We start from the raw sequence: 22,531 nt of genomic DNA on the forward strand, positions 1-22,531 counted from the left end.
GGTTCAGCAAGATCTGGGGGCTTGTGACAAAAATAGCCCCCCACGTGCTGAACTGGCCCGATATCTCTTTTTGAAAACGCCCCCTAATACGGCCCGAGACCGAAATATTTCGGTCTCGGGCCTGTTCTGAGAGATAAGTCGGCTATTGGTATTTGCGAATGACCTCTTTTGCCATCACGGGATCATCCGAGGAGACGAAGTCCACTTTGTGACGGATGCCCCACTCGACAATATCGGGCTGGTTGGTCATCCACAGCGTCACCTTCAGCCCCAGCTCATGAGCCCGGACGATCCATTCGGGCCGGTTCATCAGAATGTTTAGATTGTAGGAGAGTCCGGCATAGCCCTGCTTCTTGAGTTCATCGGGCGTAAGATCGCCGTTGACATAGGTCACCTGGGCACCCGGCTGCAGGCGCATCAGCTCCCGGCAGATATGCTGGCTGAACGAGAGGTACTCCGTATGCCCCTCCACGCCCATCTCGCGAACCAGGGCTACGATAGCCTCGACCGCCTTGGTTTCGCGTTCCGGCGTGGTGTGTTTCTTGATCTCCAGAATCAGTTGCGTATGGCGGTCTTTCTGTCCCTGGCGGAAGAATTCGCGCAGGGTCGGGATCGCATGTCCGTTTTCGATGGGATTGGCCACGATCTCCCGGTAGTTGCTCTTTTGTACATGGATACGCCGGTTGTCGACCGTCTGAAGCCAGGGGCCGTGGAAGACGATCAGGGAGTCGTCCGCCGTGAGATTGACATCGAACTCCATGCCGTAGACACCTAGTTCCTGGGCGTTGCGCAGACTCGATATGCTGTTTTCAGCAGAGCCTTTTTTTGCATGATAGCCCCGGTGTGCGACCACTTGGGTCTGAGCCGTAACTTCGGCTGCGATCATGAGTGCAGCGATGGTACATAAGATCTGTTTCATGATTGGATGGTTGGGTTATTGTTGCTGTTGGTGTTATTCTTGCGAGGCATCTTCCGAGTGGTTGTATCCGTCGGCTCCGGCCTTCCACATCAGCAGGAGAATGCCCGTGCCGATGAATGCCATGACAATCATGACGACGTAGGCATAGTTCCACCCGAAGTGCTGGGCGACGTAGCCGAATCCGACACCGGAAACGATCGTACTCAGATATCCGAACAGGCTCTTGAAACCATTTGCCGTGGCGGCCGCCTTCTTGGTAGCCTGATTGGCAGCCGCGATTCCGATCAGCGCCTGGGGGCCGTAGATGCTGAACCCGGCGGCGCAGAGCACCACGAAGAAGATCCATACGGGGGTTTCGGGGGGCAGCTGCCAGAAGATCGCGATGAAGAGTGCCGCTGCGAGCATACAGAAAACGCAGGTTCTGTGAGCCCGCCCCTTGAGCCAGCGGTCGGTGGCCCATCCGGCGAAGAGCATCCCGATGGTTCCGGCTATTTCGAACATCGCAACGAGCCATCCGGCATTCGTCATGCTGACCCCTTTGGACTGGCTCAGCAGGGAAGGTCCCCAGTCCAGAATGGCGAAGCGGACCGTGTAGACGAAGAAGTTGGCAAAGGCGAGGATCCAGATGATCGGATTCTGGAAAACATGCTTGCGGATGAATGCTTTGGCTTCGGCGGTCTGCTCCTTTTTCGAGGTTGCGGCCTTTTTGCGCTCCTCGGTTCCCTCCAACTCCGGGAGTCCGACCGAAGAGGGGGTGTCTCGCAGCGTCAGAAAGAGCGCAATGGCTCCGACGAGGGAGATCGCCGCCGGGATCCAGAAGCACCAGCACCAGGCACCGACGTGGGCGGCGAAGGTCATCACGCGCTGCATTCCCTCCGGGTCGTCGGGTGCGACGTTCAGGTTGGCGGCGATGGCCGATACGGCATCGGGATTGCCGCTCATGTCCGTACCCATATGGCTCATGATGTATCCGCAGAGGATGATCACGACGCCGGCGCCGACGGTGTGGGAGGTGTTCCAGATCGACATCTTTGTGGCCAGTTCGCGGGGCGGGATCCAGTGGGCGAGCAGCCGGGCGCAGGGCGGGAATCCCGATCCCTGGAGCAAGCCGTTGAGCACCCACATGATGCCCATGAACAGGATGACGAAGTTGGTGAACGGAACGCCTTGTCGTACGCCGGTGATCCAGTAGGATATGTCCTCGCCGAATCCGAAGGCGAAATTGGCCAGCGCACAGAGCAACAGTCCGATCGACATGTAGTAACGGGCATTTTTGCGGTCGGCGAACATTCCGTTGATGAGCTGCGAACATCCGTAGACGAGTCCGTGAATGGTGAGGAAGATGCCCAGTCCGGTTTTCGAGATCCCCATGTCGGCCTCCATGCCGGGCATGGCCAGCGAGAAGTTCTTGCGCAGGAAATAGAAGAGCGCATAGCCGAACATGGTGCCGATCAGGGTCCGGGTTTGCCAGTGTTTGAATCTTTTTTGTTGTTCAGGTGTCATTTTTCGGTTTATTTAATCTCCCACACACCACGATGTCCGAAGAGTCGATCGAGCCACTCCTCCATGTATCCGCAGCGGAATGCGATATCGATGTTTGTGAATCGGCTTCGCATGTACGGAATGCGGAGGAATGTGTCGCGCAGCCGGGCCCTCGATACTCCGATTTGTTCGGGTTCGTAGGGTGCGCCGACCAGCTGCAGCCGTTGCCGGATCTCGTCGAAGGGGATGATCTGGGCGCGGAGACGTTCGCGCAGTTCGGGCCATGCCTGTTGGAAAGCCGTCAGTTGAGTCCGCAAGCCCTCGCGGTCGACATATTTGGCCCGGGTCTCCTTCATGCCGCGGGCGATGAAGTCCTTTCGGCCGTCGAAGATGCGGACGATCTCCTGTTCGGTCTCCTCCCAGGACTTCCAGGCGGCCACGCGCGCCTCGATGTCGAGTCTCTCAACGGGTGTTTCGATCAGGAATTCGAGGAAGGCCGTAGAGGCGAGGGTTCCGATTCCGACCTTGAAGCCGTGCGAGACGAGTTTGCCGCCGTAGGAGAGGTGTTCCATGTCCCAGTAGTGGCTGAACTGGTGCTCGGCCCCCGAAGCCGGGCGGCTCGACTGTACGGCCTGCATGGCGAACCCGCTCAGGAGCAGCCCTTCGGCCAACTGTTCGACTTTGGTTACGTCGCCGCGCCGAATCCCCTCCGGGTCGGAGAGCGCTTCGCGCAGATCGTCCTGCACCTCGTGGAAGGCGAACTCATCGATTGTTTCGACACCGATGGCATTGGCGATGAGCCAATCGGCCCCGGCCGGGATTTTGGCGATCAGGTCGGCGTAGCCCGAGGCGGACATCTCTTCGGGGGCTTCGGCGGCGATGCGGGCATCGAGTACCATGCCGTAGGGGGCCGGGCAGTCGAACGTCTGTTTGTTCCCTTCGCAGGTGATCGAGGAGCCGTAGGCGGTGTATCCGTCCATTGAGGCGGCCGTGCCCACACACATGTAGCGGCGGTTGCAGCGTGACGAGACCAGTTTGGTGAGGTCGTTGATCACGCCCGAGCCTACGGCAACCGGTATGGCATCGGTACCTTCGAGGCGGGCGGTCAGTTGTTCGACGTATTTCCATTCGGCGTAGAGTGCCGGATCCGTGAAGACGAAGGGCTCCTCCTGCGGAATACCCGCTTCGCGGAACTCCCGTTCGACCTCGGCACCGGCCACGCGGAAGGTGTTCGTGTCGGCGATGATCACGGCCTGTTGTCCGTCGAAGAGCTCCTTGAAGATTCGGGCGGCCTGCGGAATTACCCCTTCGCCGATTGCCAGGGCTTTGGTATCCGTGGTTCTTGTAAGTGCTTGTTCAGTTTTGTTCATGTCGGTTTTTTGTCGATTGGCCAACGGGAGGGGAGTCCGAAGCTCCCCTCCCGTGCCGGGTTACATATTGGTAGGTATTGATGGGTAAGTTACCGGGTGATGACGATGTCGTCGAGCCAGATGCGGTTCTTTTTGGCTTCGTATTGGGGCTTTTCGCCGCTGGCAATCATGATACGCGTGGTGGCGTCGGCTCCCGTGATCTGCACGGTGTGCTCGGTCGGGATGAAGCACCCGGCGGCATCCGCGCCCATTTCGGCCGGAGTCTTGTTCGACAGGACAATAGCACCATTTTCACCGGCTCCGACGATCGTTCCGGGGCCGGAGTAGATCGCCACGGTGACCGTCAGACCTTCGGTCGGAGTGCCTTCGAGCGATCCGGTCGAGGTGTTCGGAACCACGTAGGGATGCGCCTTGAACTTGAGCGTAATATCGGTCGATCCGGTCAGTGCCGTCAGCTTGGGCAGCGTCAGTACGCCGTTGGCCGATCCGGTTCCGTATTTCACGCACCCGCAGCAGGGGTAGATCTTCGTGTTGTATGACAGCACCGAGCTGTTGACCAGCAGGTTGTCCCAATCTTCGCTCCAGGCGCTCCAGTAGGTGCGGCGGTAGTCATCGTTGGCCGTCGTCGGACCGAAGACGTCGGTGGCGTTCTGCACGCCGGTGAAGATGGTTGCCGCCTCGTCGAAGTTGTCCCGGGCCGGATCGTAGCTCTTCAGTGCGATCGTGCTTCCCAGGTACGAGGGAGCGGCGCCGAACGAAGTGTTCAGGTAGTCACCGGCCATCCACAGGTCGTTGAAGTCCTCGCGGAAGACGACGTTGGTCATGTCGGGAGCCCCGGCACTGGTCACCTGAATGGTGCCCCAGTCGGAATCCTTGTAGTCGGTCGGAGTGTTCGAGACGAACTGCACGGCGCAGGTGTACGAGGTCGAGAGGTCCACCTTGCCGAACGAGAAGCGGCTTCTGGACCATTGTGCGCTGTAGGTGACATTCTCATAGCGGCGCAGCGTCTGTCCCGCAGCGTCGCGCAGCTCGATATTGAAGACGCGCTCGGCCTGGTTCTCCGTGTCGACGTCCCACTCGAAGGCGAGCAGTCCTCGTTCCGACTTGAAGAGCTTGACCGTGGGAGTCGGCAGTGTCGGCAGGTTGAAGAGCGTGCGGGCGCTGACGGGCTCCGAGACGGGCGAATTGAAGGCTTCGTTCTCCTCGTAGAGCGCCTGTACGGTGAAGAGGTATTCGGTGTCACCCTCCAGCTCTTCGAATGCGCAGTTTGTATCGAAAACCGTCTGCGTGATGGTGAACTGCGGGCGCGAGGCTTCGGCCAGCGTCACCTTGTATCCCGTGGCGTTGGGCACACCGTCCCACGTGAAGGCGAGAGCGTTGTCCGAGGCCGTGCTCTGGATGTTGGTCGGCGTGGCGAGGGGCTCCTTGAGCGCCTTGGCCTGCGAGATGACGATGTTGCGCAGCGTGAAGCGCGATCCCGAGGTGGTCAGATCGGCCGCCGACCAGCGGATCTTCGTCGAGCTGGTGGCGTCGCGCACGATGCAGCTCATCTTGATCCACTCGTGGGTGGTGGTGGGCAGTGCTCCGCCGACAACCGTACCGCCGTCCACGGCCAGCACGTTGACCTCCTTGGGGTCGTTCTGCCAGCGGAAGAACTCGAACTCGACGGTGATGTTGCTCGTCCCTTCGAGATCCTCAAGGGCTGGGGTCTGCACCCATCCGCCGAGGGATCCCGTACCGATCTTGATGTAGCCCGGGTGTTCGTAGACCTTGTATCCGGTCCAGCCCTTCAGTCCGCGGGCCGTGCGGAAGGCCTCAAGCCCCTCTAGGTAGGCGGAATTGGTGCCAAAGAGGTCGACGGTTCCGGCATCGCCGTAGCTGCACTCGACCATGTATTTGCTGTAGTTCTCCTCGTTGTCGTCCTCGGCCGTGATTTCGTTGCCGCGGTTCGACTTGATACCCGGGAGCTCCTCCAGGTAGTATCCGCCCCACTTGAAGCGCGATCCGGTCATCAACAGCAGCGTCGTTTCGTCCATGATGTTGGTCGAGATTTCGGTTTCGCGGAGGAGATCGTCGTTGAGGTAGACCTGGACGGCGATGGTCACTTCACCCATATTGGTGGGGGGTGCCGGACAGCGGTGCCGAGATGGTTCCGTCGCCCTCCTCCTCGATGGTCGTTTCGTAGGCTGGGAGGTCGAGGCCGCCGGCCGCTTCACCCGAGAATTGGGCCGTCACGCGGATCCTCTCCGTGCCCGAGGCCTTGGTGTAGGGGATGTCGAGCGTGGCTCGCGTGGCTGAGTTGATGCGCACGGATCCCGTGATCATCGGCTCGCCGATTTCGAAGATGCCTGCGCTCTGCAGGGCCTTGATCTCCAGGGAGCTGGAGGCCGATACGAGGTAGATGACCGCTTCGCGCTGGTCACCGGTGTTGTGTCCGGCCGTCACATAGACATATTCGTAGTTGGTTCCGTCGCCCACCCCCCTCTGCCGGGGAGAAGGTGAGCCAGTCGGCGTCGCTCGATACGCTCCACGGACCGTTGTTGCGGACCGTGAAGGTTTGGACCGACTGGTTGTAGGGGAATGTCAGTTCATCCGTATTGCGGGTCAGTCCGGAGACTTCGGGATCTTTCACGCATCCGCTCATCGTCGACAGAAACAATGCCAACAGGGAGCTTGTTGCCATCCCGGTTCGGATTTTTTTCAACATATTTCGCATAAGGGTCGTAAGGTTTGTTTTGTTGGTAAAGTGTGCTGCAAAACGATCTGTGCGTACCTTTTTTTTGGGGTACGCTTTTCTTACACGATGATATTATGGATGGCTTGCATCACAAAGATAGATTAAAAATTTCATTTCGCATAATTTAGGCGCTAAAAATTGGTTAAAAAACGAAAATATTGCACAAAATGAAAAATTATTCTGTCTAAACTTGTATTAAACGAAAAATTAGTTTAATTTTGTTTCGAATAAGATTCGGATTCTGTCCGCTTCGAACGGAACTTGAGGCGGGTCCGCCCGCCGGATGAATCGATTGTGAAGAAACCATTGTCTATTGATCAACCTTTAAAACCGCCGAGCCGATGAATTGAATTTGCAGCCCGCCTTACACGGATACCGATATATAATATACGGGATTGGATGACTTGCAGCGATCTTTCCCGCAATCAGACTCAAACACCACCATGTTTCGTGTGTGTTTCTTTGTTGTTGCCGGAAAGAGTCTCGTACATGACTACTAAAAAAGAATGAACTATGAAACTGAGTTATACATCCAGTAATCCCCACGGTAGCCGCCGTTGCCTGGTGTTGTTTGCCATGCTGTTTGCATGTTGCTGCCTGGCGTTGCCGACTGCTGCCCAACAGAGCGGAACTGTGACAGGCACGGTCTCCGATGAAACCGGTGCACCGCTGCCCGGAGTTGCTATCACCGTATCAGGGACCAGCCGAGGCACGACGACCGACAACGACGGCCGTTATTCGATTCGAGCCGACCGTGCCGATAAACTGAATTTCAACTTTCTGGGCTATAAGCCCTATACAATGACGGTCGGGACCCAGACGCAAATCGATGTCCAGTTGACCGTTGACAATACGAATCTCGACGAGGTCGTGGTGGTTGGTTACGGCCTCCAGCGCCGGCGTGACATCGTCGGCGCGGTCGAGACCATCAAGGGCGATCTGATTGCCGAGCGGAAAACGGCGAATGTTTCTCGAGCCTTGCAGGGTCAGATTCCAGGTCTGACGCTGACCTTCTCCGACGGTAAACCCTCCCGAAATGCCACTATCCGCATTCGCGGAGTCGAAAACTCGATCGGAGCCGGAGGTAGCGCCCTGACGCTTGTCGATGGAGTCGAGGCCGACATGAACACCATTAACCCGAGTGACATCGAATCCATTACGGTGCTCAAGGATGCCTCGTCGACGGCGGTTTACGGAGCCAAGGGAACGTTCGGCGTCATCCTCATCACGACGAAGACGCCCGAAGCCGGCAGTGTCCGAGTCACCTACGATGGCAGTTACTCGATCTTCACGCGGACGGTCGAACCGCAGACCGTTAATAACGGACTGGCCTGGACGGATGCTTTTCTGGAGTCTTACCGGGGCCGTTACAATGCAAATCCGTCGAGTATCAATAACGCGATGAATCCTTTCACCTCGGACTGGTACAACGAACTGGTGAAGCGCAACTCCGACAGCAGCTACGAAAAGTGGCGAGTCAACGGTCAGGGCCGTTACGAATACTTCGGCAACTACGACTGGCACGATATCGTCTATCGCGACTGGACCTCGGGCCAGCAGCATAACCTCAGTGTGAGCGGAGGCGGGAAGGTGGCCAAATTCCTCGTTTCGGGGCGTTATTTCCAGCAGGACGGGGTTTACAACTATGGCGACGAGGACTACAAGCAGTACAATATCCGGGGGAAGATCAACATTCAGATCACCCCGTGGCTGACGCTGGACAACAGCCTCGACTTCATGAAGCGCAAGATCTTCCAGCCTCGCGTTGCGGAGGGCAACCAGCTGATCCAACGTCAGATGGAAATTGTGGGAGCCCCGCTGATCGGGGCGACGAACGCCGACGGAACCTGGACCAATGCGGCGACCTACATCGGCATCGCCGGTTTTGACGAGGGGACCTCGTGGGAGAAGTACGCGAAGAATGACATCCGCGAAAGCGCCTCGCTGACGGCCCATCTGATCAAGGACGTCCTGGTTGCCAAGGCCGATTTCGCCTATTTCTACAACCACACCGATCGCAGCCGCGCCCGCAACCTCTGCACCTACTACTATGGTCCGGAACTGAGCGCCACGCAGCCTGCTACCTCGCAGTACCGCGACTACGACTACGACACCGACCAGTGGACGACCTCTGCGACGCTGACCTATACCCCCAAACTGGGAGACAAGCATAAGCTCTCGATTATGGGAGGTTTCAACGCCGAGGAGGAGACCGTCATGCGGACCTACCTTTATCGTGAAGGGATCATCATCCCCGAGAAGGTCAACCCGAGCCTGATCGACGGGGATCAGGTCACCTGGCAGGACAATGGCAGTTATTCGGCATCCCTGGCGGGTTTCTTCTATCGCCTGCACTATGGCTACAAGAGCAAATACCTGGTCGAGGTGAGCGGCCGTTATGACGGAAACTCGAAATTCCCGAGCAACCAGCGCTGGGGCTTTTTCCCGTCGGCTTCGGTCGGATGGCGCATCTCCGAGGAGAGTTTCATGGCCTCGACGCGCAACTGGCTCGACAACCTCAAGATCCGACTCTCGGCCGGAACGGCCGGCAACGGTCTGATCAGCGACGCCTACGCCTATCTTCCGCTCATGGAGCTGAACATGTCGTCGGTAGTGAGCGGCGGTTCTACCTTCCGCTATACGCAGAGTCCGGCACCCGTACCTGACGGGCTGACCTGGGAGAAGGCCACGACCTACAACATCGGTCTCGATTTCGAAGCCTTCAACGGCCGCCTGAACTTCGTGGGCGACATCTACCGCCGCAATACGACGGACATGTACGTTGTCGGAGCCGAGCTTCCGGCCGTCTACGGCAACCAGGCCCCGAAGGGCAACTACGCCGACATGCGTACCGACGGTTGGGAAGCCAGCATCTCCTGGCGCGACAACTTCCGTCTGGCGGGCAAGGAGTTCCACTACAGCATCCGAGCTGCGGTGTGGGACAGCGAGAGCATCATCACCAAATATACCAGCAAGACCGGAACGCTCCCGACGATCTACAAGACAAACTATTATGAGGGCATGACCCTGGGCGAGATCTGGGGTTACAAGGTGCTCGGGCTCTTCGAGAGCGACGAGGAGGCGATAAATTGGGCCGATCAGAGCAAGTTCCAGTACTTTGTGGGAGACTGGAAGAAGGGCGACCTGAAGCTGGCCGACGTGGATAACAGCTACGTGATCGACAACGGTTCGAATACGATCGACGACCACGGCGACCTGGTGAAGATCGGCAACACCTCGCCGCGTTACTGCTACAGCCTCACCACGTCGTTCAACTGGAACGGCATCGGTCTGAGTCTGATGTGGCAGGGCGTGGGCAAGCGCGACTGGTATCCGGCCAAGGATTCGGGTTATTTCTGGGGCAAATACGGCCGTGCCTACGGTTTCTACCTTCCGTGGCAGGACGAGAACAACCGTTATACCGATGAGAATGGCAATACGTCGGCCTACTGGCCCCGGCTGCGCGGTTACCAGGCCGAGCACGTCAACGGTATCATGTCGAATGCCAATGACCGTTATCTGCAGGATGCCAGCTACATCCGCCTGAAGAACCTCACGCTCGACTACACCTTCCCCAAGCGGATTGCCCAGAAGTTGCGTATGCAGTCGCTGCGGATCTATTTCGTCGGGGAGAACCTCTGGACCTATTCGCCGCTGCAGAAGTATGCCAAGAACTTCGATCCCGAAGGGATCAGTGCCGGTGATGCCGACTTTGCCAGCACGGTCGGAACCAACGGCGACGGATACGGCTATCCGGTCATGCGAACCTTCACGTTCGGTGTCAATGTCACTTTCTAATACGAAATACCCATGAAAAAACAGATGCATAAAGTCGCAGCCGTCGCTCTGACCGCCCTGCTTGTCTCGTGCGATACGTTCCTGACCAAGGAGCCCATTGCGGAACTCGGTGCCGACACCTATTTCACCAATGAAAAGTCGCTGCAGTTGTATGCCGACGGTTTTCTGCAGAACATGATGCCGTCGCCCGAGACGCTTTTCCGCGGCGATTGCTGGTCCGATCTGGTTGCCACGCGCAATTCGACCGATTACCTGACGGTTCCCTGGTCATCGAGCCGTCAGACCGGCTGGAGTTATTCGGACTGGTATGACCTGTTCAATGTCAACTATTTTCTCCAGCACATGTACGAGGTTTTGGGCGTCCGCGAGGAGACGCTCCGCCACTACGAAGGTGTTGCCCGTTTCTGGCGTGCGTGGTTCTACTACAACAAGGTCCGCACGTTTGGTGCGGTGCCCTGGTACGACGAGCCGATCGACGCCGAGGATGACGAGGCGCTCTACAAGGCCCGCGATTCGCGCGAGTTCGTGATGCGCAAGGTGCTGGAGGACCTCAGCTACGCTGCCGCCAACTGCTCGACGGATGCCGCCTACACGCAGAGCGCCCAGATCGACAAGTGGAAGGCTTTGGCCTTCAAGTCGCGGGTCTGCCTCTACGAGGGCACCTACCGCAAGTACCACGCGGTCGATCCGTCGACGGGTCAGCCCTGGCAGAGTGACGAATCGGAGATGTACCTGCAGGAGTGTGTGGCAGCCTGCGAGGAGTTGATGAGTGACGGGCCCTATTCGCTGGTCAATTCGCCTTCGGCGGTGCAGACCCAGTATCGGTCGCTCTTCATCTCGGAGCAGCTGAACCGTCAGGAGATTATTTGGGGCCGGGAATACAGCTCCAGCCTGGGTATCTACCACGAGGCTACGTGGGTTTTCACCTCACCGACCCAGTCGCGCTGGTCAATGACGCGTTCGCTGGCCAACATGTATCTCAATCTCGACGGCACGCGCTTCACGGACAATCCCGACTGGGACAAGGTGGGATTCGTCGACGAGACGGCCAACCGCGACTACCGCATGATGCAGAGCATCGTGACGCCGGGTTACATGAAGGAGGTGGCCGGCGAGCGGGTGCTGACGGCCCCCGACATGTCGGTCACGCTGACGGGCTACCAGCTCATCAAGTGGTGCTTCGACGACGACCTGCATACCGGTACGCGCAGCAACAACAGCCTCTCGATCCTGCGTTATGCCGAGGTGCTGCTCAACTATGCCGAGGCGTCGGCCGAGCTGAACGGCGGCATTCTGGAGCCGTCGATCTGGGAGCGGACGATCAAGCCGCTGCGAGAGCGTGCCGGAGTCGTCGGGACGCAGCCCCAGACGGCCGATCCCTATTTGGCCTCCTACTACAAGGTCCAGAGCAAGGACCTGCTGGAGATCCGCCGCGAACGGGCCGTGGAGCTGCTGCTGGAGAACCTGCGCTACGACGACCTGATGCGCTGGCACGAGGGAGAACTAACCCGGAAGGAGTGGCAGGGCATCTATATCCCGGCCGTGGGCGAACCGATCGACCTAAACGGAGACGGACAGAACGATCTGTGTGTGATCAACGCCGACACGCCCAGCCAGAACGGCGTCTACTACATCGACCTGTGCGATGGCTCCTACACGCTGAGTGAGGACACCAGCGGGTTGTTGGAATACAACCTGGATCGGATCTGGGAGGAGAAGATGTACGTGCGTCCCATTCCCCGTACGGCCAACGGCATCAATCCGGCCCTTGGTCAGAACTACGGCTGGACGGATTGATCTGACGGATCGAACTTAAACCCGATAAACGACATGAAGAGTCTCTTAATGACGATGTTTGCCACCGTGGCGGCCGTTCTGGCCGCCACGGCCGGCAAACCGATCCAGACGGACGACGTCTGGCAGCATCCCGGCGCGGATAGGTCCAACTACCGCAAGAACATCTGTATCCCCGACATCGAGGGGTATCGCACGCTGAAGTGCGATTTTCACATCCACACGTGCTTTTCCGACGGGCAGGTCTACCCGACGGGGCGCGTGAACGAGGCATGGAGCGACGGTCTGGACGTGATCGCCATCACCGACCACTTCGAGATCCGCAAGAACCGCGGCATGCAGACCGACGACATGAATCTGCCTTACGAGATTGCCGCCGCACGCGGACGTGAGATCGGCCTGCTGGTGATCCCCGGGGGCGAGATCACGCGCCACAAGCCCTTCGGCCACATCAACGCGCTCTTCCTGAAGGACGGCAACCGCTTCCCGCGCAACCGCACCCCCGAAAACGAACAGGCCGCTCTGGACGAAGCCTGGGCTCAGGAGGCCTACCTCTTCTGGAACCATCCCGGCTGGCCCAACGATTCGTGTACGCTTTATCCCATGCACGAGCGGTTGCTGCGCGAGGGGAAGATTCACGGTGTGGAGATCTTCAACGGCAAGGAGCACTATCCGCGCGTGCTGCAGTGGTACGAAGAGATGGGCTTCTCGATGCTGGCCAATTCGGATATTCACTACCCGAGCGGGCCGCAGTATCCCGAGGGAGCCCGTCGTCCCATGACGCTCGTTTTTGCCCGCGAATGCACGATGGAGTCCGTTCGTGAGGCGATGTTTTCCGGCCGCATGGTGGCGTTGTACGACTATACGCTGGCCGGTCCCGAGACCTACATCCGCCAGCTGATCGAGGCGTCGCTGACCTTGCGCGTGGTGGATGCCCGCAAGAACCGCGTGGAGCTCCGCAACGATTCGGATATCCGGTTCAGCATCCGTTACGGGGATTACATGTATCCGGTTGCCATTCCTCCCCATCAGACGGTTCGTCTGACGCTCCCCAAGGGGATGAAGGTTCGCTTTGAAAACTGTGTCCTCGGATATGACAAGATCCTTGAGATGACGCTTTGGTAACAACTCTGCCCCATCTTTTTCAACAGAAACGCCCGACCTTCCGAGGTCGGGCGTTTTTGCTGCAGGAAAGAGGAGAGTCCTCTTTATGGCTCCTGCATCAGATCGTATTGCAGCACGACTGCGCGTCGCACGTCATCCGTCGATCGAGACGCGAATCCGCAATAGAGCATACCGTCGTAAAACTTGATTCCTTCGGGCTCCATGTATCCCGTTGAGGTGAGCCCCTGCGAGGCAAGGGCGCCCATATCCTCAATGGCAGCTACGTCGTGACGGCGAATGAGGTTTCCGTTGAAATCAAAGATCGATACCGTGGCTGTCGAGGGGGTTGCACCGTCGTTGTTGTTGCCGGCCCCTTCGTAATAGTATATTTTGCCGTTTTTCACGTCGTGGCCCTGGTTGCCGTTGGACCCGACAGTGAGCGGGCTGCTTTGCGGCAGGGTGATCGTGGCCAGCGGTTCGAGTTGCGAGAGATTCTTGACCATGACGGTCGGCTTTTCGGTCACGGAGGCCGGACCTCCGGTCTCGCCGCCCCAGGTGATCGAGAAGGAGAGCTGCTCGGAGCTTTCGGGCAGCGCCTTGACCTCACTCAGCCGGTAGAGATAGATGTAGCGGGTCGAGTAGTTGCTGTTCGTGCACCAGAAGAGGATGATGTCGTTGTCAGGGTCGAGCGATGCCTGCAGATTGCGGCGCTGCGGGATCCAGTACTGTTCGTAGCACTCCGACGGTTTGAGCGTCTTGCCCGGGGCGTATTTGATGCGGGCCATGGTCTGCGAGAGGGTGTAGTCACCTTCGGAACTGCGGGTTCCGTAGCTTCCGACCCAGACGTACATGTCGGCACCATCCTGTTCGACGGCGATGTTGTTTCCGTGGCCGGCATAGGGGAGCAGCATCCGGCTTTCGTAGTTGGCGGCGTTGGCCTGTTTTCGGACGATGATTACGTTGTAGTTGTTGCTGCCGCGCCCTACCTGCGAGCAGTACATGTATCCGTCGGCTCCGAGGTCGAAACTTTGCATGACCGAATTGTCGCTGAGCATGTGACCGCTGGTGTAGATCATGTCACGGGCCAGGGGCTGGTCGAGCTGTTCCGACTGCAGCACGTTGACTGTGAGTGCTGCCTGCTTCAGGTTGTCCGGGGTCCGGGCCGAGATCCGGGAGGTGCCGATGGCCTCTCCGCGGATGATGCCGTTGTCCGAGATGGAGGCGATGTTCGGGATCGAGGAGTGCCAGTTCAGTCCGTATTCATTCGCTGCGGTATAGGTTTCAGTCCCGGATCCGGTACGGATGTTGAGTTCCGGGAGCGTTTCTTCCTCGACGAACAGGTCGAATATGCGGCTGGAGAATCCTAGGCTTTGGATGGAGCGATCGCCGGAACCGATGTCATCGGAGTCGTCCGTGCTGCACGATATGGTGCAACATGCGGTCAAAGCCAGCAAAACGCAAGATAGCAGTTTGGTTTTCATTTTGTTCTTGATTTTTGGTTTTACCTGACTACAAATGTAACAAAATAAAAATAATATTACAAAACGAAAGTCGTAAAACGCTGCGTGTTTCGGATTTTGTCTGTGCGGGAGGTGATCCGCGACTCCGGAAGAGGTCCTTCCCGAAGGGTCAAAGCCCAAAAAAGCCGCAGAACATCTGCGGCTTTCCTGAGCCCACCCTCCGGGCTTGTGCTTTCCGGCCGGGTCAGACCGTGATGACATCGACCCCGACCGCCTCAAGCGTGGATTTGATCTGTGCCGGGAGTTGGTTGTCCGTGATCAGGATGTCGATATCCTCGATCGAGCAGATGCGGCCGAATCCTCTGCGTCCGATTTTTGAGGAGTCGGTCAGCACGATACTCTGGGATGCTGCTTTCATCATTTTTTGCGTCAGGGTTGCCTCTTCGACCGTGGCGCAGGTGATTCCGAATTCGGAATCGATGCCGTCGACTCCGAAAAAGAGTTTGGAGCAGATTAGATTCTGAAAACCCTGAGCTGCATATTCACCGCGTACGGAGAGCGAATTTCCATGGAGCACACCTCCGAGTTGCAGGACCGTGATGTCGGGTTCCTCACTCAACAGCATCGAAACCCGCAGCGAGGGTGTGACGATGTTCAGATGACCGATGGGGCGAATGACCTCGGCAAAGGCGTATAGCGTGGATCCGGACGCGACGATGATCGAGTCGTTTTCGTGGATGAGTTTTACGGCCCGAGCTCCGATTTTTCGTTTGATTTCGCTGTTGATGCGGCTTTTTACCTGCACGTTGACGTCGGAGACATGCGGATTGACGGGACTGGCGCTGCCGTGCGCTCGATAGAGCAGCTGCTTGCTTTCGAGGAATCTCATGTCCTTGCGGATTGTGGCACGGGTGACATTGAGTTCGTTGGCAATGTCTGCAATGCGGACGAATCCTTGTTTGTTGAGCGAGTCGAGGATATACTTCCGTCTTTCGGCGATGCTTAACATAACGCTTCTATTTTCTTTTGTTTACAAATGTAGAAATTATTTACATGAAAGCCAAATGAACGCGCTGTTTCGTGATTTATTTTCGTTTTACATATATATTCAGTGTTATTTTGGGTCGTTTTGAGTTATAAAATTCGTTATGTGTTTCATTTTGCATGAAAAATTTTTCGTTTTGTGATTATTATTCGTATCTTTGTTCCGAACTCAAATCAATCTGCTATGGATCTGGATACGTTGAAAGAGCGTGTTTTTCGCGCAAATCTTGCATTGGTCGATCATAAGCTGGTTATTTTTACCTGGGGAAACGTGAGCGGTATTGATCGGGACCGCGGACTCGTTGTCATCAAGCCGAGCGGGGTTCCGTATGAACGGTTGACCGTGTCGCAGATGGTCGTGTTGGATCTTGAGGGGCATGTTCTGCAGGGGACGCTCAATCCCTCGTCCGACACTCCGACCCATCTTGAAATATACAGGGCTTTTCCCGAGGTCGGGGGAGTCGTCCATACGCATTCCACCTACGCTACGGCCTGGGCCCAGGCCAAACGTCCGATTCCGGTCTGCGGGACTACCCATGCCGACTATTTCTATGGTGAGATTCCGTGTACGCGCCAGATGACCCGGGAAGAGGTGTGGGGCGAGTACGAACGGGAGACCGGAAAACTGATCGTCGAAACCTTTCGGGGCCTGAATCCGATGCATACGCCGTCGGTGCTGGTTGCCAACCACGGACCTTTCTCCTGGGGTCGTTCTCCCGAAGAGGCTGTACATAATAGCGTGGTCCTGGAGCAGGTAGCCAAAATGGCCTATGTAAGCCAGTCGCTGAACCCCGAGATGCCGATGAGCGAGATGCTCACGGAGAAGCATTTTACGCGTAAACACGGGGCGAATGCCTATTACGGGCAGAAGCATCCGCTGCCCGATTCCGACAGCCAGCCAACCGCTTCAACGATCTGCCTATGAATACGTTCTACCGATACAGCTCCGTCTGGAGCCGCGAGGAGCTGCTGCAACGGCTGTCGCGAATCCGTCATGTCGCCTTGGACATGGACGGTACGATCTACATGGGTTCGGAGTTGTTTTCCTGGACCCTTCCCTTTCTGTCCGGGCTTCGGCAGAACGGAATCGGCTACTCTTTTCTGACGAACAATTCGTCGAAATCGATTGTCGATTACCTGCGTAAACTCGCCGACCTGGGGATCCGGGCTACACGTGAGGAGATGTACACCACGACGCTGGCCATGATCGATTATCTGCGGGCTCATTATCCCTCCGTTCGGCGGCTTTTTCTACTGGGCACGCCCTCGATGATTTCGGAGTTCGAGTCGGCGGGTTACGTTTCGACCGCCGATTCGGCCGAGGATGTTCCGGATGCCGTGGTTGTAGCCTTCGACCAGACGCTTGCGTATAACAGGTTGTGCCGTGCGGCGTGGTGGGTCAAGCAGGGGATCCCTTACCTGGCGACGAATCCCGACCGGGTTTGCCCGACCAACCAACCGACGGTCCTGGTGGATTGTGGTTCGATCTGCGGGGCCCTCGAACTGGCGACCTCCCGCAAGCCGGACATTACGCTGGGGAAGCCGGATCCGAACATGCTGTCGGGTATTCTCCAGCGCCACGAACTCCGCCCCGATGAGATCGCTATGGTTGGAGACCGCATCTATACCGATATCGAGATGGCCCATAATGCCCGGGCTTTGGGTGTTCTGGTTCTTTCGGGCGAGACGACGCTTGATGTGGCGGAACAGGCTTCGCGTCCGCCCGAGTTGATCGTGGAGCATGTGGGAATTCTGGGCGAATTGCTTGCCGAGGCCCGAACCAACGGCTGAAAAGAGGGCTGTTTTCTGATTTCGTTTCAGGTCGACTGTGGACAGCGGCGGACCGGAATAAGAGCCGGGTTGGCGTTTGTTGCGGGATACAACCTGCGACGCCCGAACGGATCAAATCTCTGAGAAGAGGTTGAACTGGTGCAGCAGCGTGAAGGCGAAGAATCCGCCGATGATTGCGCAGAGAAGTCCCAGCAATCCGTTGAGGACGCGCGGGGAGGGTTTTGCGGGCCGGTTTTCGAGGCTTTGGATGTATTCGCGGAAGAAGAGATAGAGTGCCGGGACGACGCTGCAGGCCAGCAGATAATCCTCGGGGATTCCGAAAAAGTAGACTTTCGAGAGTCCGATCAGGGCCCAGTGGCAGAGGAACATGGCCAGGACGATGTTGATGCGTTCCGAGAAGGCGAGCATCAGCCCTACGGTGAAGACTGCCACGGAGCAGGGCATGACGGGCGAGGTGATCATCGGGAACGAGCGCCCCAGGGCCAGCGAACAGAGCGGGTAGACGAGCGGCATGACGAAGAGCAGCCGGGCGAAAATCGTATGGTGTTTGGTCCGTTCGAGCGAGGCGTGCTTCATGGCGAGGTCGTAGAGCCAGATGCATCCCATGATGGCCCAGAACAGGGCCAGCAAGTCGTGATATTCCCGCGGTCGGCACCAGACGAGGTAGTAGACCCCGGCAATCCAGAAGTTGAGCACGGCCATGTAGATCTTCATGGCCGTGCGCACGGCGGGCGAGGGGCGTTTGTAGAGCAGCAGGGTCAGCACGGCGCCGATTCCGACCAGCAGCAGTTGGGCGGGCCAGGTGGCGGCGTTGTAGTCGGCAATCGTGTTCCAGAAGGTTTCCATGAGGGGTGGCTATTGGCCTGAATTTCGGGGTTCGGCGTCGGGTTCCGTGGCGGGCTCATTCTGTTTCGGGTTCCGGGAGGCCGGGCTGTCGTTTTTCCGGCGCCGGGTGAGGGAGAATGCCCTCCGGTTGAAGACGAAGATCGGCAGCGTGGCTCCCGCGGCGAGCAGGGCGATGACGCTCAGCGAGACCGTGGCGTTGAGGAAGAAGAGCTGCATGTACTGCATTCCCTGCCCGGGGTCATTGAGCGACTGCAGGAACATGATGAGCGAGAAGACGCTCCTGTAGGCGTAGATGCCGGGGACCATGGGCAGCAGCGCCGGGATGTAGAGGACCGTCATCGGGCAGCGGATTCCGCGTCCGAGCCAGAGGCTTCCGAATCCGATAAGCATGGCGGCCGCGAGCGAGGCCGAAGCGATGTCTACATCGGCGTAGTTCATCATCGAGAAGCGCAGGGCGTGGCCTGCGGCGGCCAGCAGGGCGATGCGCGGGAAGGCCCGCATCGGCGGGTCGGAGATGGCGCCGAACCCGATGGCGGCCACGGCTGCGAAGAGCCCGTCGAGGAGGATGTCCGCAGCGATCATAGCAGGCTGTCTTTAACCATGAGGAGCGTCGCCGCCAGTCCGATGGCGATGCAGATGATGAGCAGCAGGGCGTTGATCAGGCGGCTGCATCCGATGAGGATGTGCCCTTCGACGATGTCGATCACGCCGTTGATCAGGGGGACGCCGGGGACGAGGAACAGCACGCTTGTGGCGAGGGCCGTTTCGGCCGTGCAGTCGAATCGCAGGGCTGACGAAGCGCAGAGCGAGGCCGTGAATGCCGCGACGATGAAGATCAGGAAGTGGTTGACGCCGTGGGCCTGCATCCGCTGTTTGGCGGCGAATCCCACGAGCGTCGAGGTGAAGACGATGGCCATGGCGGTCCAGTCTCCGCCGAAGAGGCGGCAGAAGGAGGCGTTGGCCAGCCCCACGGTGACCAGCACGAAGATCGGGTCGATGCGCGGTTTTTCGATAAGCAGGGAGTAACGGCGGCGGATTTCGGCGAGCGGGAGGTGTTCGTCGAGGGCGTCCCAGCTCAGGGCGCTGAGGTCGGAGTTGCGCTCGAAGCTGATCGGCAGCGAGGGAATCTTCACCACGCGGGTGATGGCTTCGCCGCTTTCGTCGTCGTGGACCGTGAGTATCGTGCTGCGCTGGAAACTCGACAGCTGAATGTCGACCCCCAGCGCCTCGCCGATGCGCTGCGAGTTGCGGATGGCGCGCGAGGTGTGCACACCCGATCCGAGCAGGTAGGTGGTGTACTCGGCGATAAAGTCGAGGATTTCGGTCAGTTCGTGCCTGGTTTTCATGATTCGGGGGCAAAAATACGTTTTTTCGGAGATTCCCCATGCGGACGCGGCAAAAAAAATGCGCCGCGCCGACCGGTGTTTGCCGGGAGTCGGAATCGGCGGCGGCCCGAGGGTTCTCCGGGAGCCGGAAAGGGGGTCGTATGGCAGACGACGCGAAGGGTTTACTAATCTCTAAGGTCTTTCCGGCTCCCGGGAACGTCAGATGGCTTTCCGTCGGAAGCGTTCGGTGATGTCGGACATCGTCCCGTCGGGGCTTACGCGGTAGAGACGCTGGTTGGTGGTGGGTGCGGTCAGCGGGCCGCGGGCCTCGATCCAGGGTCCGAGTTTCACGTAGTCGAACGCCTCGGGGATGAATCCCTCGGGCAGCTGCGGCCGCCCCGAGTACCAGCCCACATGCAGCCGGGGCCACTCCCGCCGGATGAATCCCGCCAGTCGTGCCACCCCTTCGGGGTCGGCGTCGCCGCCCATGAAGCAGACGCAGGTGACCGCGCACCCGTAGCGCCGGAGCAGGGCCGCGAGCTCCCCCTCGTCGAGCACACGCCCCGAGTCGCTGCACAGATGGGGGCTGTGACACCCCGGACAGCGGTTCGGACAGCCGGTGAGGTTGATTGCCAGGGTCGTCTCGTCGGGAATCTCCGCGAAAACGACGTCGAAGTTGTGGTAGCGGATCATGCGTTTGCGGGGTTTTCCGGATGGATGCCTTCCGGCCCCTTTTCCGACGGTGCGTAGTAGCGGCGTGCGGCCTCCTGCTGGCGTGCGGCCGAGAAGTTCGAGACGCGCTTCATGTATCCGATCACGCGCGTGAGGTAGTCGACGTCGGTCGAGCGGCATTCGGGACACTCCTTCAGATAACGCTTGTCGATGTGCCCGCAGCGGTTGCAGACCGTGTTCGGAATATTGAACGTGAAGTAGTTGCACCCTTCTTCGGCGGCTACGCGCAGCAGGTGGCGGTACTGCTCCTTCGAGAGATGCTCTTCGAGGTTCATGTGCAGGGCCGAACCGCCGGTGAGGTGCTCGATGTAGCGGCGTCCGTGGAGGCGGAACTTGTCGATGACGTTCAGCGAGGGGTCCTCGACGGCGTAGAAATAGGAGTTGTAGCAGTCGCGCGGCACGACGTAGCCGTCCTCGCGGTCCCACTTGGCGTGTTTGACGCCGACGTTCTCCGCCGGGATCATCTCGCAGTTGAACATCAGCTCCTTCGTGCGGTATTTGCGGTTGCAGCGTTCGATGAGCCCGAGCACCTCCTGCACGAACGCGGCATAGCGGTCGTTGTCGTTGATCTCGATGCCGAGGAACTCGGCGGCCTCGACCAGCCCGTTGACGCCGATCGTGAGGTACTGCCGCGCGAGATTGATGTACCCGGCGTCGAACAATGGAAGCATCCCCTTGGCCTGCAGCTCCTTGAGGTTTTCGTTGTAGGCGGTCTGGACCTTGTGCGTGAGGTCGACGACCTCCTCCAGGAAGGCGAGGTAGTGCATTCCGTTCCGGGCGGCGTACTGGATGCAGCGGTTGAGGTTGACCGTCAGGACGCTCTTCGAGCCGGTGGAGACGCCTCCGGCGCCGAGCGTGTAGCTGAACCCGTTGTCCTGAATCTCGTTGCGCAGGCGGCAGCACGACGACAGCGAGTCGGCGTTGTCGCTCAGGTAGGTGAAGAACGAGTGCCCGGCGGCATACATTTCGGCGGTGAAGTCGCCCCATTCGGCGTCGCGCACCTCTCCGTCCCGGGTGAGCAGGGCCATGGTCTCGACGGGGAAGGTCAGCACGGTCCGGGTCCGTTCGCGGTTGAACCACCGCATGAACCGCTTCTGCAGCCACGAGAGCGACTCCCAGTGGGGCTTCGACCCGTCCGGGAAGACGAACTCCCCGAAGAGCGACTCGAAGTAGTAGCGGTCGTAGTAGGCGACGTTCCAGAAGACGGCCTGGAAGTTGCGGGCGCCGGTGGGCTGGTTGATCGAGTAGACGATCTGCTCGAAGCAGTCGGTGATCACCTTGTCGAGGGTGCGGTGCTTGCGTGAGAGGTCGACGACCTGGTCGGTGCGGGTGTAGTAGTCCTCGCCGTACTCCTGCTCGATGAAGTAGTTCATGTACATGAGGAATTCGGGGGTTGCGCAGGCTCCCGAGAGCATCGACGAGACGATGAAGACCATGTTGACGAACCCGCCGCAGAACGACTTGAGATTCGTGGGACGGGTGGAGTTCCCGCCGATGGAGATCGTTCCGCCGAGCAGCCAGGGGTACATCGTGATCGAGGCGCAGTAGTTGGCCATCGAGGTTTCGTCGTTCTTGTAGATGAAGTGGTTTTTGAGCAGGTGGATGTACTTGTCCGCCAGCTCTTTGCCGTACATCTCCCTAATGCGGTCGGTGAGCAGGCGGCGGTTCAGGCGGATGAAGTTCTGCTTGGGGAGTTCGCCGATCAGGGTGGCGATGTTCTTGTTCTCGACGTTGGCGTTTGCGTCGTATTTCGATCCGGTGGCGGGGTTCGAGGCGGCGCAGTAGTCGGTCAGGAATCGGAGTTTTTCACGTTCTTCGCGCTCTTCGGTGTGTTTCTGGCGGTAGAGCATGTAGCTCTTGGCCACGGCGAAGTAGTGTTCGGCCATCAGGGCCACCTCGACCTGGTTCTGAATCTCCTCGACGGACATTCCGTCGGCGATGCGCACGCGGCTGAGTACGGCCGTGAGGTCGTCGTCGGTGGCGTACCCGCCCACGGCGAGGAATGCCTTGCTGACGGCCCGTTTGATCTTTTCGACGGAGAAGGCTTCGCGTTTTCCGTCGCGCTTGACGATGTAGAGTTCCGAAATGCCCATAATGGTCCCAGTGTTGAAGGTTTGCACAATCGTTCC

The 22,531-nt window shown here is 58.6% G+C and carries 18 protein-coding genes; 5 read left to right on the top strand and 13 right to left on the bottom strand.

The genetic code is table 11. The features are described from left to right. Window positions 1–142 precede the first annotated feature (142 nt). The 6 genes from ABGT65_RS08655 to ABGT65_RS08680 all read right to left on the bottom strand — a co-directional run bounded on the left by ABGT65_RS08655 (window position 143) and on the right by ABGT65_RS08680 (window position 6,454). The gene (locus tag ABGT65_RS08655; RefSeq protein ID WP_346701374.1) at window positions 143–919 is read right to left on the bottom strand and encodes a glycerophosphodiester phosphodiesterase family protein; all 777 of its coding nucleotides are present in this window, start codon (window positions 917–919) and stop codon (window positions 143–145) included. Window positions 920–952: 33 nt separating this feature from the next. Continuing rightward, a complete protein-coding gene (locus ABGT65_RS08660; RefSeq protein ID WP_346701376.1) occupies window positions 953–2,422 on the bottom strand; it encodes an MFS transporter in 1,470 nt (489 codons plus the stop codon). A gap of 8 nt (window positions 2,423–2,430) precedes the next feature. Next, a complete protein-coding gene (locus ABGT65_RS08665; protein ID WP_346701378.1) occupies window positions 2,431–3,771 on the bottom strand; it encodes a sn-glycerol-1-phosphate dehydrogenase in 1,341 nt (446 codons plus the stop codon). A gap of 89 nt (window positions 3,772–3,860) precedes the next feature. After that, complete coding sequence (locus ABGT65_RS08670; RefSeq protein ID WP_346701380.1) at window positions 3,861–5,885, bottom strand: fibronectin type III domain-containing protein; 2,025 nt, start codon at window positions 5,883–5,885, stop codon at window positions 3,861–3,863. Then, entirely contained in the window at window positions 5,878–6,249 is a 372-nt protein-coding gene (locus ABGT65_RS08675) for a hypothetical protein (RefSeq protein ID WP_346701382.1), read from the bottom strand. Before ABGT65_RS08675 ends, ABGT65_RS08670 begins: the two co-directional genes overlap by 8 nt. Beyond that, on the bottom strand, window positions 6,191–6,454 hold the full coding sequence (locus ABGT65_RS08680) for a BACON domain-containing protein (protein ID WP_346701384.1): 264 nt from the start codon (window positions 6,452–6,454) through the stop codon (window positions 6,191–6,193). Before ABGT65_RS08680 ends, ABGT65_RS08675 begins: the two co-directional genes overlap by 59 nt. Window positions 6,455–7,021: 567 nt before the next feature. Between ABGT65_RS08680 and ABGT65_RS08685 the strand changes: the two genes are divergently transcribed. Genes ABGT65_RS08685 through ABGT65_RS08695 form a run of 3 tightly spaced genes read left to right on the top strand, consistent with a single transcriptional unit; the run spans window position 7,022 to window position 13,225 of the window. Beyond that, window positions 7,022–10,306, top strand: coding sequence for a TonB-dependent receptor (locus tag ABGT65_RS08685; RefSeq protein ID WP_346701386.1), 3,285 nt, complete (start codon window positions 7,022–7,024; stop codon window positions 10,304–10,306). A 12-nt stretch (window positions 10,307–10,318) separates the two neighbouring features. After that, window positions 10,319–12,103 carry a RagB/SusD family nutrient uptake outer membrane protein gene (locus ABGT65_RS08690; RefSeq protein WP_346701388.1) on the top strand — a complete coding sequence of 595 codons (1,785 nt, stop codon included), beginning with the start codon at window positions 10,319–10,321 and terminating at the stop codon, window positions 12,101–12,103. A 33-nt stretch (window positions 12,104–12,136) separates the two neighbouring features. After that, window positions 12,137–13,225: a hypothetical protein gene (locus tag ABGT65_RS08695; RefSeq protein ID WP_346701390.1), complete on the top strand. Its 1,089-nt coding sequence runs from the start codon at window positions 12,137–12,139 to the stop codon at window positions 13,223–13,225. 83 nt (window positions 13,226–13,308) lie between these two features. On the opposite strand, the gene ABGT65_RS08700 is transcribed toward ABGT65_RS08695, so the two are convergent. Together ABGT65_RS08700 and ABGT65_RS08705 are read right to left on the bottom strand one after the other, a co-directional pair. Next, window positions 13,309–14,685: a hypothetical protein gene (locus ABGT65_RS08700; RefSeq protein WP_346701392.1), complete on the bottom strand. Its 1,377-nt coding sequence runs from the start codon at window positions 14,683–14,685 to the stop codon at window positions 13,309–13,311. Between the two features lie 223 nt (window positions 14,686–14,908). Next, complete coding sequence (locus ABGT65_RS08705) at window positions 14,909–15,673, bottom strand: DeoR/GlpR family DNA-binding transcription regulator (RefSeq protein WP_346701394.1); 765 nt, start codon at window positions 15,671–15,673, stop codon at window positions 14,909–14,911. A gap of 219 nt (window positions 15,674–15,892) precedes the next feature. Between ABGT65_RS08705 and ABGT65_RS08710 the strand changes: the two genes are divergently transcribed. Together ABGT65_RS08710 and ABGT65_RS08715 are read left to right on the top strand one after the other, a co-directional pair. After that, the gene (locus tag ABGT65_RS08710; protein ID WP_346701396.1) at window positions 15,893–16,633 is read left to right on the top strand and encodes an L-ribulose-5-phosphate 4-epimerase; all 741 of its coding nucleotides are present in this window, start codon (window positions 15,893–15,895) and stop codon (window positions 16,631–16,633) included. Further along, the gene (locus ABGT65_RS08715) at window positions 16,630–17,499 is read left to right on the top strand and encodes an HAD-IIA family hydrolase (protein ID WP_346701398.1); all 870 of its coding nucleotides are present in this window, start codon (window positions 16,630–16,632) and stop codon (window positions 17,497–17,499) included. Before ABGT65_RS08710 ends, ABGT65_RS08715 begins: the two co-directional genes overlap by 4 nt. 111 nt (window positions 17,500–17,610) lie before the next feature. On the opposite strand, the gene ABGT65_RS08720 is transcribed toward ABGT65_RS08715, so the two are convergent. The 5 genes from ABGT65_RS08720 to nrdD all read right to left on the bottom strand — a co-directional run bounded on the left by ABGT65_RS08720 (window position 17,611) and on the right by nrdD (window position 22,495). Beyond that, on the bottom strand, window positions 17,611–18,345 hold the full coding sequence (locus ABGT65_RS08720; RefSeq protein WP_346701400.1) for a DUF6064 family protein: 735 nt from the start codon (window positions 18,343–18,345) through the stop codon (window positions 17,611–17,613). A 9-nt stretch (window positions 18,346–18,354) separates the two neighbouring features. Further along, window positions 18,355–18,927 carry a threonine/serine exporter family protein gene (locus tag ABGT65_RS08725; protein ID WP_346701402.1) on the bottom strand — a complete coding sequence of 191 codons (573 nt, stop codon included), beginning with the start codon at window positions 18,925–18,927 and terminating at the stop codon, window positions 18,355–18,357. Then, a complete protein-coding gene (locus ABGT65_RS08730; RefSeq protein ID WP_346701404.1) occupies window positions 18,924–19,691 on the bottom strand; it encodes a threonine/serine exporter family protein in 768 nt (255 codons plus the stop codon). The genes ABGT65_RS08725 and ABGT65_RS08730 overlap by 4 nt, the downstream gene beginning before the upstream one ends. A 198-nt stretch (window positions 19,692–19,889) precedes the next feature. Further along, window positions 19,890–20,363, bottom strand: coding sequence for an anaerobic ribonucleoside-triphosphate reductase activating protein (gene nrdG, locus ABGT65_RS08735; protein ID WP_346701406.1), 474 nt, complete (start codon window positions 20,361–20,363; stop codon window positions 19,890–19,892). After that, the gene (gene nrdD / locus ABGT65_RS08740) at window positions 20,360–22,495 is read right to left on the bottom strand and encodes an anaerobic ribonucleoside-triphosphate reductase (protein WP_346701408.1); all 2,136 of its coding nucleotides are present in this window, start codon (window positions 22,493–22,495) and stop codon (window positions 20,360–20,362) included. The genes nrdG and nrdD overlap by 4 nt, the downstream gene beginning before the upstream one ends. Window positions 22,496–22,531 lie beyond the last annotated feature (36 nt).

Source organism: uncultured Alistipes sp. (assembly GCF_963931675.1).
In the GTDB taxonomy this organism is placed as follows: domain Bacteria; phylum Bacteroidota; class Bacteroidia; order Bacteroidales; family Rikenellaceae; genus Alistipes.

Excerpts from the sequence above, each read along its gene's own strand:
- ABGT65_RS08655 (WP_346701374.1), bottom strand. The coding sequence starts at position 919 with ATGAAACAGATCTTATGTACCATCGCTGCACTCATGATCGCAGCCGAA.
- ABGT65_RS08660 (WP_346701376.1), bottom strand. The coding sequence starts at position 2,422 with ATGACACCTGAACAACAAAAAAGATTCAAACACTGGCAAACCCGGACC.
- ABGT65_RS08665 (WP_346701378.1), bottom strand. The coding sequence starts at position 3,771 with ATGAACAAAACTGAACAAGCACTTACAAGAACCACGGATACCAAAGCC.
- ABGT65_RS08670 (WP_346701380.1), bottom strand. The coding sequence starts at position 5,885 with ATGGGTGAAGTGACCATCGCCGTCCAGGTCTACCTCAACGACGATCTC.
- ABGT65_RS08680 (WP_346701384.1), bottom strand. The coding sequence starts at position 6,454 with ATGGCAACAAGCTCCCTGTTGGCATTGTTTCTGTCGACGATGAGCGGA.
- ABGT65_RS08685 (WP_346701386.1), top strand. The coding sequence starts at position 7,022 with ATGAAACTGAGTTATACATCCAGTAATCCCCACGGTAGCCGCCGTTGC.
- ABGT65_RS08690 (WP_346701388.1), top strand. The coding sequence starts at position 10,319 with ATGAAAAAACAGATGCATAAAGTCGCAGCCGTCGCTCTGACCGCCCTG.
- ABGT65_RS08695 (WP_346701390.1), top strand. The coding sequence starts at position 12,137 with ATGAAGAGTCTCTTAATGACGATGTTTGCCACCGTGGCGGCCGTTCTG.
- ABGT65_RS08700 (WP_346701392.1), bottom strand. The coding sequence starts at position 14,685 with ATGAAAACCAAACTGCTATCTTGCGTTTTGCTGGCTTTGACCGCATGT.
- ABGT65_RS08705 (WP_346701394.1), bottom strand. The coding sequence starts at position 15,673 with ATGTTAAGCATCGCCGAAAGACGGAAGTATATCCTCGACTCGCTCAAC.
- ABGT65_RS08710 (WP_346701396.1), top strand. The coding sequence starts at position 15,893 with ATGGATCTGGATACGTTGAAAGAGCGTGTTTTTCGCGCAAATCTTGCA.
- ABGT65_RS08715 (WP_346701398.1), top strand. The coding sequence starts at position 16,630 with ATGAATACGTTCTACCGATACAGCTCCGTCTGGAGCCGCGAGGAGCTG.
- ABGT65_RS08720 (WP_346701400.1), bottom strand. The coding sequence starts at position 18,345 with ATGGAAACCTTCTGGAACACGATTGCCGACTACAACGCCGCCACCTGG.
- ABGT65_RS08725 (WP_346701402.1), bottom strand. The coding sequence starts at position 18,927 with ATGATCGCTGCGGACATCCTCCTCGACGGGCTCTTCGCAGCCGTGGCC.
- ABGT65_RS08730 (WP_346701404.1), bottom strand. The coding sequence starts at position 19,691 with ATGAAAACCAGGCACGAACTGACCGAAATCCTCGACTTTATCGCCGAG.
- nrdG (WP_346701406.1), bottom strand. The coding sequence starts at position 20,363 with ATGATCCGCTACCACAACTTCGACGTCGTTTTCGCGGAGATTCCCGAC.
- nrdD (WP_346701408.1), bottom strand. The coding sequence starts at position 22,495 with ATGGGCATTTCGGAACTCTACATCGTCAAGCGCGACGGAAAACGCGAA.